The sequence below is a fragment of the Phytobacter sp. RSE-02 genome, assembly GCF_040578655.1.
In the GTDB taxonomy this organism is placed as follows: domain Bacteria; phylum Pseudomonadota; class Gammaproteobacteria; order Enterobacterales; family Enterobacteriaceae; genus Phytobacter; species Phytobacter diazotrophicus.
In genome coordinates, this window is the sequence record NZ_JBEULY010000011.1 from 90,799 (window position 1) to 102,941 (window position 12,143).

Below are 12,143 nucleotides of genomic sequence, written 5' to 3' on the forward strand. Positions count from 1 at the left end.
ACATTTATGTCGCATATCGATCTGCAACCGGGCTTCGACTTTCAGCAGGCTGGCCGTGACGTTTTGCAAATTGAACGTGAAGGCCTGGCTCAGCTTGATCAATACATCAATCAGGATTTTGCACAGGCCTGTGAGAAAATTTTCTATTGCAGCGGCAAAGTCGTCGTAATGGGAATGGGGAAATCCGGTCACATCGGCCGCAAAATGGCCGCAACATTCGCCAGTACCGGGACCTCTTCTTTCTTTGTTCATCCGGGAGAAGCGGCGCATGGCGATCTGGGTATGGTCGGTTCGCAGGATGTGGTGATCGCGCTGTCGAACTCCGGTGAGTCGAATGAGATCCTGGCGTTGATCCCGGTGCTCAAACGACTCAAAGTCTTTCTGATCTGTATGACAAGCCGTCCGGACAGCAGTATGGGCCGCGCGGCTGACATTCATCTGTGCGTGAAGGTGCCGCAAGAAGCCTGTCCATTAGGGCTGGCACCGACATCCAGTACAACCGCCGCACTGGTCATGGGAGATGCCCTGGCCGTCGCGCTGTTAAAAGCCCGGGGTTTTACAGCAGAGGATTTTGCGCTTTCCCACCCCGGTGGTGCGCTTGGGCGTAAGCTCCTGCTGCGGGTCAATGACATCATGCATACCGGGGATGAAATTCCGCATGTGAGTAAAGAGGCCACGCTGCGTGACGCCCTGCTCGAAATCACGCGCAAGAATTTAGGCCTGACGGTTATTTGCGACGATCTGATGAAAATCGAAGGCATTTTTACTGATGGCGATTTGCGCCGCGTATTTGATATGGGCGTAGATGTGCGAAGTTTAGGTATTGCTGAGGTCATGACGCCAGGCGGTATTCGCGTACGTCCTGGCACACTGGCGGTGGACGCGCTCAATCTGATGCAGTCCCGCCATATCACCTCTGTTTTGGTTGCCGATGGCGACCAATTGCTGGGTGTGTTACATATGCATGATTTGCTGCGCGCGGGCGTGGTGTGAAAAAGGATCGAAGAATGAGTAAGGTTGGAGCGTCGCTTGCGACATGCTACGGACCCGTCAGTACGCAGGTAATGGCGAAGGCAGAAAAAATTAAGCTGTTAATTCTTGATGTAGATGGTGTTTTATCTGATGGATCTATCTACATGGGTAATAATGGAGAAGAGTTGAAAGCGTTCAACGTTCGCGATGGTTACGGTATCCGTTGTGCATTAACGTCCGACATTGAGGTTGCCATTATTACTGGCCGAAAAGCTAAACTGATGGAAGACCGCTGCGAAACGCTGGGCATTACGCACCTCTATCAAGGGCAATCAGATAAGTTGTTGGCTTATCGCGAGTTATTGAGCAAACTTTCGCTGACGCCGGAACACGTTGCGTATGTGGGAGACGACCTCATCGACTGGCCTGTGATGGCTGAAATCGGTTTAAGCGTGGCGGTGGCGGATGCGCATCCGTTGCTCATTCCTCGGGCGAATTATGTCACCCGTACAGCAGGCGGGCGTGGTGCGGTTCGTGAAGTGTGTGATTTGTTATTGCTGGCGCAAGGCAAGCTTGATGAGGCCAAAGGGCAATCAATATGAGTAAAACCAGACGTTGGGTCATCATTGTGCTGTCACTGGTCGCACTGATACTGATTGGGGTGAACCTGGCCGATCGCGAACAGCCAGAACAAGTGACCGTTAACAATACTGACCCAACGTATAAAAGCGAGCATACCGATACAGTAGTCTACAGTCCGGAAGGTGCATTGAACTATCGGCTGATAGCACAGCATGTTGAATACTATTCTGCTGATGCGATCACCTGGTTTACCCAACCGGTGCTAACCACTTTCGACAAAGATAAAATTCCCGAGTGGTCCATTAAGGCGGATAAAGCGAAGCTGACCAATGACCGGATGCTTTACCTTTACGGACATGTTGAGGTCAACGCCCTGACCGCGGATGCTCAACTGCGAAAAATTACGACGGATAATGCACAGATAAACTTGATCACGCAGGATGTCGCCTCTGATGATCAAGTCACGTTATACGGAACAACATTTAATTCCACCGGCCTGAAAATGCGCGGCAATTTACGCAGCAAAAACGCCGAGCTTATTGAAAAGGTTAGAAGCTCCTATGAAATTCAGAACAAACAAACTCAGCCTTAATTTTGCCCTGGCCAGTGTCCTTTTTGCCGCCAGTCTTCCGGCGCTTGCGGTGACCGGCGATACCGAGCAACCGATCCATATCGACTCCGATCAGCAGGCGCTGGATATGCAGGGGAATGTGGTGACCTTCACCGGTAATGTTGTCGTGACCCAGGGCACCATCAAAATCAATGCCGACAAGGTTGTGGTAACACGCCCTGGCGGTCAGCAAGGTAAAGAAATCATTGATGGCTACGGTAATCCTGCCACCTTTTATCAGATGCAGGATAACGGCAAACCCGTGAAAGGCCACGCCTCCCAGATGCACTATGAGCTGGAAAAAGATTTCGTGGTCCTGACAGGCAATGCCTACCTTGAACAGCTTGATAGCAACATCACGGGCGACAAAATTACCTATCTGGTGAAAGAGCAGAAAATGCAGGCTTTCAGCGATAAAGGCAAACGCGTGACGACGGTTCTGGTGCCGTCGCAGTTGCAGGATAAGAGCAACAATAAAACCCCGGCTCCGGCTCCGGCTCCGGCTCCGGCTCCGGCGCAAAAAAAGAGTAACTAATTCGTTATGGCAACATTAACTGCAAAGAATCTCGCCAAGGCCTACAAAGGTCGTCGTGTGGTGGAAGATGTCAGTCTGACAGTCAATTCAGGCGAAATTGTCGGGCTGCTCGGTCCTAACGGTGCAGGTAAAACCACGACGTTCTACATGGTCGTTGGTATCGTGTCGCGTGATGCGGGCAATATCATCATTGATGATGAAGATATCAGTCTGCTGCCGCTGCATGCCCGGGCACGTCGAGGTATCGGCTATTTGCCGCAGGAAGCCTCTATTTTCCGGCGCCTGAGCGTATTTGACAATCTCATGGCGGTACTGCAAATTCGCGACGATCTCACATCTGAACAGCGTGTGGATCGGGCGAACGAGCTGATGGAAGAGTTTCATATTGAACATCTGCGCGACAATATGGGGCAGGCGCTTTCTGGTGGTGAACGTCGTCGTGTCGAAATTGCTCGCGCGCTGGCCGCAAACCCGAAATTTATCCTGCTGGATGAACCGTTTGCTGGCGTTGACCCGATATCGGTAATTGATATCAAGCGCATTATTGAGCATCTGCGTGATAGCGGACTTGGCGTGTTGATTACCGACCACAACGTTCGCGAAACGTTGGCGGTGTGTGAGCGGGCTTATATTGTCAGCCAGGGGCATTTGATCGCGCACGGTACGCCTCAGCAAATCCTTGAAGACGAACATGTTAAGCGCGTATATCTTGGGGAAGACTTCAGACTCTGATAGGGTAGGGTTTATTGACGTGTTTAGTCGGAGAGTACTGCTCTGAATATGAAGCAAGGTTTGCAATTAAGGCTTAGCCAACAGCTAGCCATGACGCCACAGTTGCAACAGGCTATTCGCCTGCTGCAACTGTCCACGTTGGAACTTCAGCAAGAACTCCAGCAAGCTCTGGAAAGTAATCCATTGCTTGAGCAAACCGATCTTCACGAAGAAGTGGATGCACAACAATCCCAGGACAACGAAGGGCTGGACACGGTTGACGCTCTCGAGCAAAAAGAGATGCCCGAAGAGTTGCCCCTGGATGCCAGTTGGGACGAAATCTATACCGCTGGCACCCCTTCCGGTAGCAGCACCGATTATCTTGACGATGAACTGCCTATTTACCAGGGAGAGACCACCCAGTCGCTACAGGATTACCTGATGTGGCAGGTTGAACTCACCCCCTTTTCGGATACCGATCGCGCCATTGCGACCTCCATTGTCGACGCTGTTGATGACACGGGTTATCTCACCGTTCCCCTGGAAGACATCCTGGAAAGCATGGGTGATGAAGAGATCGGCCTGGATGAAGTCGAAGCGGTACTGAAACGTATTCAGCGTTTCGATCCGGTCGGTGTTGCGGCCAGGGATCTGCGCGATTGCCTGTTGATCCAACTCTCTCAATTTGCCAAAGAGACCCCCTGGTGCGATGAAGCGCGTTTAATCATCAGCGATCACCTGGATCTGCTCGCTAACCATGACTTCCGTACGCTGATGCGCGTCACACGTCTGAAAGAAGATGTGCTAAAAGAGGCGGTCAATTTAATCCAGTCTCTTGATCCACGTCCTGGCCAGTCAATCCAGACCGGCGAGCCCGAATATGTCATTCCTGACGTGCTGGTGCGCAAGCACAATGGGCGCTGGACGGTCGAGCTGAACTCCGACAGCATCCCTCGTTTGCAAATCAACCAGCACTACGCCGCTATGTGCGGTGGTGCGCGTAACGATGCCGACAGCCAGTTTATCCGCAGCAATCTGCAGGAAGCGAAATGGCTGATCAAAAGCCTTGAGAGCCGGAACGATACCCTGTTAAGGGTAAGCCGCTGCATTGTTGAACAGCAGCAGGCGTTTTTCGAGCAAGGCGAAGAATTTATGAAACCGATGGTACTGGCCGATATCGCTCAGGCCGTCGAGATGCATGAATCAACGATTTCCCGTGTCACGACCCAAAAATATCTGCACAGTCCGCGTGGCATCTTTGAGCTTAAATATTTCTTCTCCAGTCATGTGAATACCGAAGGCGGCGGCGAAGCCTCGTCAACGGCTATCCGTGCACTGGTGAAGAAATTAATTGCCGCAGAGAATCCTGCGAAGCCGTTGAGTGACAGTAAGCTGACTACCATGCTCTCAGATCAGGGTATTATGGTAGCGCGGCGAACCGTTGCGAAGTATCGAGAGTCTTTATCCATTCCGCCGTCTAATCAGCGCAAACAGCTGGTGTGACCTAACCGATAAGGAAGACACTATGCAGCTTAATATCACTGGACATAACGTCGAGATAACCGAGGCCCTGCGCGAATTCGTCACCGCGAAATTTGCCAAGCTCGAACAATATTTCGAAAGGATCAATCAGGTCTATGTTGTGTTGAAAGTGGAGAAAGTGACTCATATCTCGGACGCGACCCTGCACGTAAACGGGGGGGAGATTCATGCAAGTGCGGAAGGACAAGACATGTATGCTGCTATCGACGGTTTAATTGATAAACTGGCGCGGCAGCTCACGAAACATAAAGATAAACTGAAACAACACTAATTGTCCGGGCACTCGTCTGGCGCGTATCACCCTGCCGCAACCCGGCAGGGTGTCTGCACTGGCGACGCTTAGGTGAAATTATGATGAACAACGATTCCGCTCTTCAATTGAGCAATGTCCTTAACCAGGAATGTACCCGTAGTGGCGTTCACTGCCAGAGCAAAAAACGTGCCCTGGAAATTATCAGTGAACTGGCTGCAAAGCAGTTGAGCCTGCCACCACAAGTGGTCTTCGAAGCGATCCTGACGCGTGAGAAAATGGGCAGTACCGGCATTGGTAACGGTATCGCCATCCCTCACGGAAAACTCGAAGAAGATACTCTTCGTGCCGTTGGTGTTTTTGTGCAACTGGAAACACCTATCGCCTTCGATGCCATTGATAACCAGCCAGTCGATCTGCTCTTCGCGCTTCTGGTTCCCGCCGATCAGACCAAAACCCACCTGCATACGCTTTCGTTGGTGGCCAAGCGTCTGGCGGACAAAACCATCTGTCGCCGCCTGCGCTCAGCGCAAAGCGATGAGGAGTTGTATCAGATCATCACGCTGACAGAAGGCGAAAATGACGATGCGTAACGCAACAGCCGCCTTTCTGTCATTGGTTCTGAGGAGAATTGGCTCATGGTCCTGATGATCGTTAGTGGTCGTTCGGGCTCTGGTAAGTCAGTGGCCCTGCGCGCCCTGGAAGACATGGGATTTTACTGCGTCGATAACCTGCCGGTCGTCCTGTTGCCAGAGCTGGCAAGAACGCTGGCTGACCGCCAGACGTCAGCCGCCGTCAGCATCGATGTGCGTAATATGCCGGAATCCCCGGAAATTTTTGAGCAGGCGATGAGCAGCCTGCCGGACTATTTCTCACCGCAACTGCTGTTCCTGGATGCCGATCGTAACACCTTGATCCGCCGCTACAGCGACACGCGTCGTCTGCACCCTCTTTCCAGCAAAAACCTGTCTCTGGAAAGCGCCATCGATGAAGAGAGCAATCTGCTGGAGCCACTGCGCTCACGCGCGGATCTCATCGTCGATACATCGGAAATGTCTGTTCATGAGCTCGCCGAGATGCTCCGCACCCGCCTGTTGGGTAAACGCGAGCGCGAGCTGACGATGGTGTTCGAGTCCTTTGGCTTTAAGCACGGTATCCCTATCGATGCCGACTATGTGTTTGACGTACGCTTCTTGCCTAACCCGCACTGGGACCCGAAATTACGCCCAATGACCGGGCTGGATAAACCGGTTGCCGCCTTCCTTGACAGACATACGGAAGTGCACAATTTTATCTACCAGACCCGCAGTTATCTCGAACTGTGGTTACCGATGCTGGAAACCAATAATCGCAGCTATTTAACGGTAGCGATTGGGTGTACCGGCGGTAAACACCGTTCCGTCTATGTGGCTGAACAACTTGCGGACTATTTCCGCTCGCGCGGTAAAAACGTTCAGTCTCGTCATCGTACGCTGGAAAAACGGAAAACATGACCGTAAAACAAACTGTGGAAATCACCAATAAGCTGGGTATGCACGCCCGCCCGGCGATGAAACTGTTTGAACTGGTTCAGGGCTTTGATGCTGAGGTGCTGCTGCGTAACGACGAAGGAACCGAAGCCGAGGCCAATAGCGTGATTGCGCTACTCATGCTGGACTCCGCCAAGGGCCGGCAGATAGAGATAGAAGCGACAGGCCCCCAGGAAGAAGAAGCGCTGGCGGCCGTTATTGCGCTTTTTATTGCCGGGTTTGATGAAGACTGACTGCATGCGTTTTCCCTCTCCCAATGGAGAGGGTATCGTCAATGCAGTTTATTGCGTTCCAGGAACTCTTCTCCGCCAAGCTGACGCATCTGACGCATAATCCACGCCTGACGGCTGCGCACATACCCTGAGGGCGCATCCGCGCGAAAACGTACCGGGTTTGGCAATACCGCCGCCAGCAATGCCGCCTCAGCCATCGTCAACTTGCTGGCGGGTTTATGAAAGTAACGCTGCGAAGCGGCTTCCACACCAAAGATGCCATCGCCAAATTCAGCAATATTCAGATAGACCGTCAGAATACGCCGCTTGGTCCAGACAGCCTCCGTGACCAGCGTTAATCCCGCTTCAAAGCCTTTACGCACCCAGCTTTTACCGTCCCAGAGCAGCAGGTTTTTAATGGTCTGCTGGGAAATGGTTGACGCACCACGAATACGATTTTCATGCTGTTCATTGTGCGATAAGGCTTTTTCAATCGCGCCAAAATCCAGCCCCCAATGGTCCGGGAAACGCTGATCTTCGGCGGCAATCACCGCCAGCGCCGCCCAGGGTGAGATCTCATCCATGCCGACCCAGTCCGAGTGAGCGACATAGCCGAAATCCCCGGTAAGCCACGCCCCAAACTGCCGTTCGACCATCACGGCTGAAAACGGCACCGGCAAAAAACTGAACAGAAGAATACCGCCACCCCAGAAAATGCCCAGCGCCAGCACCACCCGGAGTAATAGCTTTTTGATTTTCGCCATTAGCGGGCCACGCGCCCCTCTCATTCAGTGAGCACCAGAACGCGAGAGACCAGTTTTTCGATCCCTGCGGCCGCCTCCGCAATATTCTGCGCCAGCATATACGCCGGAGTGGTCACCACTTTGTTGTCCTCATCGACCACGATATCGTCGACAGGGCAAGGCACGTGTTCAGCCCCCATATCTTCCAGTACCTCAGCGGTATCGATATCCGTACCAATCGTCAGACGCAACGGGAAAGCAAAGATTTTTGGTAGCATCGCAGGCGCAATACACATAAAGCCGAGCGGTTTCCCCGCCTGGTGCATCTCCAGAGCCAGTCTTTTCAGATCCGGGTCGACCACGCTTTCACTACCGAGACTGGCAAAGCTGCTCAGGTTTTTCGCTGCGCCAAATCCGCCAGGAACAATCAGCGCATCCAGATCGTTTATTGATGCCTGTGCGATTGGAAGGATCGCACCGCGAGCGATGCGGGCCGCTTCGATCAGCACGTTCCTGCTTTCCCCCATCGGTTCACCCGTGAGATGATTAATGACATCGGTCTGGGGCTTGTCCGGTGCAAAACATACCGCCTCAGCGCCTTCGCGAGCGATCGCCAGTAGGGTGATGACCGCTTCGTGGATCTCCGATCCGTCATAAACGCCTGATCCGCTGAGAACAACACCGATTTTTTTCATTTTGCTCATCCTTTATGCAACGTACTGGGGATAATTAAAAATTTTGATAAGGGCGCTACGCTTCACACATTTCGCTGATTGATGTAACAAATACTTTAAGATTTGCTATCTTATGTGCGTGCAGTTCAAATTTTCCCGACTGCGCCCTTGATAAAAAAATATATAACTTTACGGCGCAGCCACGATTTCCCTGGTGTTGGCGCAGTATTCGCGCACCCCGGTTAATCCGGGGTCATTTTTTTCCAGCGTTTGCCACCCACGCTTTCAAAACGTCCACATCGTGCTGCCATTCCTGCTTCATCTCTTCAACCCATTCACCGACGTTATCCCACCAGGCTGGCAGGTCGGGTGACTGAATTTGTTGACCCAGTTGTTGCAGGTGGCGAAGACCGACCGATCCCGCGGCACCTTTGATCTTATGCCCCTCTTCGACGATCCCTTTTTGATCCCGCGCGGTGAGGTTAGACTCCAGTACACTCAGATAGCCCGGCATCATTTTCTCGAATACCGCCAGCCCATCGGTGATCAGCTTTGGCCCGACCAGTTCGATATACTGTTCAAGCATCGGGATATCCAGCAGGTTTTGTGATTTTTGACCCTCGGTAACAGACATTGCGTCTTTCTCCTCTTCTTCGCCCGCATCCCAGAATTTCTTAATCATGGCAGTTAATGCCGGGACCGCCAGCGGCTTGCTTAAGACGTCGTCCATCCCTGCATCCAGATACTCTTTTTTATCTTTCAGTACGTTGGCGGTAAGCGCCACCAGCGGCGGTAAATCATCGCGGGCAAACTGGCTGGTAAGGATGCGCGAAATGTCCAGCCCGGTCATGTCCGGCAACTGAATATCCAGCAGTACCAGGTCGTATTCTCCAGGCTTAAACATCTCCAGTGCGGCCTTTCCTGTCATCGCCACATCCACACTATTGCCCAGCTTTTCCAGTACGGAACGGGCAACGATCACGTTAAGCTCAATGTCTTCCACCAACAGCACATGCAGCGCTGGCAGCGGCATATCATCGTCTTCAAACGCATCTTCCACTTCCTCTGCCACCGCAGGCGCGTGAACGGTCAGGGTGAAGATCGAACCTTTGCCCGGCTGGCTGGTAACAACGATGTCACCGCCCATGTTTTTCGCCAGGCGACGCGATACCGCGAGACCAATCCCGGTACCGGTAGCAGGCTTGCCGCCATGGCTATCTTTCACCTGATAATACATGGCGAAAATTTTATCCAACTCTTCGCGAGGAATACCAATCCCGGAATCTTCGACCTCGAAGTGCAGCATATCGCCTTCGTCATAGCGCACACGGACGGTGACTTGCCCCTCACGGGTAAATTTGACGGCGTTGCTGATAAGGTTCCACAGGATCTGCCGCAACCGCGTGCCGTCAGTGACCACCTTATGCGGTAACGGCAGGGTAGGCTCCATGACAAAGCGCAGACCTTTCTGGTGCGCCTGCAGGCCGGAAAGGTTTTCCAGGTCGGCGAGGAAGCTGGTGAAATCCACCGGCTGGTTATCGAGCTGGACTTTACGACGCTCCATTTTATCCATATCAATAATATCGTTGAAGATATTGCCCAGAGTGACGGCAGAGACATGAATGGTTTTCAGGTATTTTTCCTGCTCGGCCGTTAAATCGGTATCCAGCAGAATACGGCTCAGCCCGACGATGCCATTAAGCGGCGTGCGCAGTTCGTGGCTGATAGTAGAGATAAAGGTGGTTTTATCGCGGCTGGCACGCTCCAGGGCGTCCTGATAGCGCTTACGCTCGGTGATATCACGCCCGAAGCCCATCAAGCCGTGGCGCTTACCTACGCGGTCATAATAGGGCACCTTGCGAATTTCAAAACAGGCTTTGCGTCCATCCGGATAATCCAGCCACTGCTCATAGGTCAGCGAAACATTGTGGCGAAACACCTTCTCATCGGTCTCAATGACCTTCTCCGCCGCTTCCGGCGCGTAGACATCCTGTGGTTTAAGGTTAATCAGTTGCTTCTCGCTTTTGCCCGTCAGCAGTTCCATTGCCCGGTTACAGCCGGAAAACTCTTTGTCTTCGTTGCGATAGAAAACCAGGTCCGGGGAGGCATCAAGGAAGGAGCGTAAAAAGGTGGATTGCTGTTCAAGCTGAATCTGCGTCTGCTCGCGCTCCTGCATCTCCACTTTAAGCTGCTCAAATGTCGCCTGACGTTCAGCTTCGGCTTTCTCGCGATCCGCCATCTCCTGGTTAAGCCGGGTGATGTTGTCTTTAAGCTGGATATTCAGTTTGAGGTCGCGGTCGCGCATCTCTTCCAGCTTGTCCACCAGCCGCGACAGGCGCTGGCGTGACTCTTCAAGCTGCTCAACGACAACCGATAAGAAATAGACCGCCCAGGGGGTAATTAACAAGCCAAAAAAGATAGAGCGAATGACGTCGATGCTCGCCACCTGCCCCTGTAAGACCATCGTCACCGCCATTTGTACGACGATAGCCAGTACCACCAGCGCCAGGGCAAGTAACAGGGAGAAACGAACCAACCCGAGCTTCATCATCAGGTCGACGTAATATTGCGCCAGTAAACGGATTTGCTTCATAGCGATTTCCTTAAACAATTCCGTTCAATAATACCCAATTCTGAGCAACACGTTGAAGGTTGTGCGAAAAATGCGGAGCCAGGCAACCGTCACGGTTGGATCCAGGGGCGACCCACTGCGGAACCTTGCACACCATGTTCAGTAAGATAGCGATCCAGCTCAACCATTCCTGTCCAGCGATTTTCGCACCACAACGGCGCCAGAAGCGTCGGACGACGAGCGCTGGCAGAGACGCGATGGTAAATCACCTCCGCTGGCGTGGCGCGAATCATCTCCCCGGCGGTGACAGTGTAGTCTTCCAGTTCAATACCCCGCAGACGGCCCGCCTCCCAGGCTTTCGCCATAATGCTGCCCTTCACAATATGCAGAGGATGCAGCTTGATACCGTCTACGCCAGTCTCTACCACGCGATGGAGCGTTTGCAGGCATTCCGACTGCCTTTCCCCTGGCAAACCGACGATAAGGTGGCTACAGACTTTCAGCCCGCGCTCGCGGGCCAGACGGGTGGTTCGCTGGTAACAGGCGAAATCATGCCCACGGTTAATACGGTGCAGCGTTTTATCGTGCGCGGTTTGCAGCCCCAGCTCCAGCCAGACTTCATACCCCTGATCTTTATATTCGCTTAGCAAATCCAGCACCGCCTCGGGTACACAGTCCGGGCGTGTGCCGACACACAGGCCAACAATGCTGGCCTGGCTTATTGCCTGTTGATACATGGAACGCAGCACCTGTACTTCGGCCCAGGTACTGGTGTAAGCCTGGAAATAGGCGAGGTAGCGTTTAGCGCGATTCACCAGGTTTGCCTGATGCGCCAGTTGTTCGGCAATCGAACGATGCTGCTGCTCTTCGTCGGCGAAAGAAGCGACATTGCAGAACGTACAGCCGCCCCGGCCGATGGTGCCATCCCGATTCGGGCAGCTAAAACCACCGTGAAGCGTCAATTTATGAACCTTTTGCCCATGACGACGGGCAAGATCCCCACCAAACATATTGACTAATTTTTGTAACTGCATAATCTGACAGGCCGTGCCTTTGAAAAGAGGCCAAGCCTGCCATTTTTAGCTTTCGACGGCGATGATGTGGATCAATCGCCCGGCAAGGCTTTTATTCATTGCATAACCAGTCAAGATTACCGCAATTTCATTCACTCCTCGGGCAATTACTTTTCCTTATGTTCAGACGATATTTTG

At 52.7% G+C, this 12,143-nt stretch carries 14 protein-coding genes; 10 read left to right on the forward strand and 4 right to left on the reverse strand.

The genetic code is table 11. From position 1 onward, the window contains the following. The first annotated feature begins 6 nt into the window (after positions 1 to 6). From kdsD to npr, 10 genes are all read left to right on the forward strand, one after another. Positions 7 to 993, forward strand: a complete 987-nt coding sequence (gene kdsD, locus ABU190_RS20485) for an arabinose-5-phosphate isomerase KdsD (RefSeq protein ID WP_271849908.1) — start codon at positions 7 to 9, stop codon at positions 991 to 993. Positions 994 to 1,007: 14 nt separating this feature from the next. After that, entirely contained in the window at positions 1,008 to 1,574 is a 567-nt protein-coding gene (kdsC, locus tag ABU190_RS20490) for a 3-deoxy-manno-octulosonate-8-phosphatase KdsC (RefSeq protein ID WP_039077454.1), read from the forward strand. Next, positions 1,571 to 2,146 (forward strand): LPS export ABC transporter periplasmic protein LptC, encoded by a 576-nt coding sequence (lptC, locus tag ABU190_RS20495; RefSeq protein ID WP_039077453.1) that lies wholly within the window; start codon positions 1,571 to 1,573, stop codon positions 2,144 to 2,146. The genes kdsC and lptC overlap by 4 nt, the downstream gene beginning before the upstream one ends. Then, on the forward strand, positions 2,115 to 2,699 hold the full coding sequence (gene lptA / locus ABU190_RS20500; RefSeq protein ID WP_296409689.1) for a lipopolysaccharide ABC transporter substrate-binding protein LptA: 585 nt from the start codon (positions 2,115 to 2,117) through the stop codon (positions 2,697 to 2,699). The genes lptC and lptA overlap by 32 nt, the downstream gene beginning before the upstream one ends. Positions 2,700 to 2,705: 6 nt before the next feature. Then, positions 2,706 to 3,431, forward strand: coding sequence for an LPS export ABC transporter ATP-binding protein (lptB, locus tag ABU190_RS20505; RefSeq protein ID WP_039077451.1), 726 nt, complete (start codon positions 2,706 to 2,708; stop codon positions 3,429 to 3,431). Between the two features lie 48 nt (positions 3,432 to 3,479). After that, positions 3,480 to 4,913 (forward strand): RNA polymerase factor sigma-54, encoded by a 1,434-nt coding sequence (rpoN, locus tag ABU190_RS20510; RefSeq protein WP_071194438.1) that lies wholly within the window; start codon positions 3,480 to 3,482, stop codon positions 4,911 to 4,913. 22 nt (positions 4,914 to 4,935) lie between these two features. Continuing rightward, positions 4,936 to 5,223, forward strand: coding sequence for a ribosome hibernation promoting factor (gene hpf, locus ABU190_RS20515; RefSeq protein ID WP_039077449.1), 288 nt, complete (start codon positions 4,936 to 4,938; stop codon positions 5,221 to 5,223). A gap of 80 nt (positions 5,224 to 5,303) precedes the next feature. After that, positions 5,304 to 5,795 (forward strand): PTS IIA-like nitrogen regulatory protein PtsN, encoded by a 492-nt coding sequence (ptsN, locus tag ABU190_RS20520; protein ID WP_039077448.1) that lies wholly within the window; start codon positions 5,304 to 5,306, stop codon positions 5,793 to 5,795. 45 nt (positions 5,796 to 5,840) lie between these two features. Next, positions 5,841 to 6,695, forward strand: a complete 855-nt coding sequence (gene rapZ, locus ABU190_RS20525; protein WP_039077447.1) for an RNase adapter RapZ — start codon at positions 5,841 to 5,843, stop codon at positions 6,693 to 6,695. Further along, positions 6,692 to 6,964 (forward strand): PTS phosphocarrier protein NPr, encoded by a 273-nt coding sequence (gene npr, locus ABU190_RS20530; RefSeq protein WP_039077446.1) that lies wholly within the window; start codon positions 6,692 to 6,694, stop codon positions 6,962 to 6,964. The genes rapZ and npr overlap by 4 nt, the downstream gene beginning before the upstream one ends. Before the next feature lie 38 nt (positions 6,965 to 7,002). Here the strand turns inward: npr and mtgA are convergent, their stop codons facing one another. The 4 genes from mtgA to ABU190_RS20550 form a co-directional block, all read right to left on the reverse strand. Then, entirely contained in the window at positions 7,003 to 7,707 is a 705-nt protein-coding gene (gene mtgA / locus ABU190_RS20535) for a monofunctional biosynthetic peptidoglycan transglycosylase (protein ID WP_223878759.1), read from the reverse strand. A gap of 20 nt (positions 7,708 to 7,727) precedes the next feature. Further along, positions 7,728 to 8,381, reverse strand: coding sequence for an isoprenoid biosynthesis glyoxalase ElbB (elbB, locus tag ABU190_RS20540; protein WP_039077444.1), 654 nt, complete (start codon positions 8,379 to 8,381; stop codon positions 7,728 to 7,730). Positions 8,382 to 8,613: 232 nt separating this feature from the next. Continuing rightward, on the reverse strand, positions 8,614 to 10,953 hold the full coding sequence (gene arcB, locus ABU190_RS20545) for an aerobic respiration two-component sensor histidine kinase ArcB (RefSeq protein ID WP_354692257.1): 2,340 nt from the start codon (positions 10,951 to 10,953) through the stop codon (positions 8,614 to 8,616). A gap of 89 nt (positions 10,954 to 11,042) precedes the next feature. After that, complete coding sequence (locus ABU190_RS20550; protein WP_354692258.1) at positions 11,043 to 11,966, reverse strand: TIGR01212 family radical SAM protein; 924 nt, start codon at positions 11,964 to 11,966, stop codon at positions 11,043 to 11,045. Positions 11,967 to 12,143 lie beyond the last annotated feature (177 nt).